This is a genomic window from Roseibium sp. AWQ4_290 (assembly GCF_056160985.1).
On record NZ_JBSWYG010000092.1, the window covers coordinates 1 to 274 of the forward strand.

1 protein-coding gene is annotated in these 274 nt (G+C 59.1%); it reads right to left on the reverse strand.

What is annotated here, in order from left to right; all coding sequences use genetic code 11:
• Positions 1 to 274, reverse strand: a 274-nt coding sequence (locus ACXAH0_RS25265; protein ID WP_475196088.1) for a transposase domain-containing protein, incomplete at both ends; no start/stop codon positions are given.

The window sequence follows — 274 nt, forward strand, 5'->3', positions numbered from 1 at the left end:
CTCTTCGGTAATGTCCTCACCCAGTGTCTTCAGCTTGCCGCCACACCGAAGGCAGGCTTCGCCCGGCATCAAGATCGTGTCATTGCGCTCAAGATGGTTCGGTAGCGGCTTACGGCTGTGCTGGCGTTTGGCCTGTCCGGAAGGAGCATCCACCGAGGCTGGTTCCGGCATGTTTTGCTGATCAGCAGCTACACCAATGGCCTCTTCCTCGGCAAGGCTCAGATTGAGCTGATCGAGGCTTTCCGATTTGGAGCCGAACCGGTTCCGGTGCGCC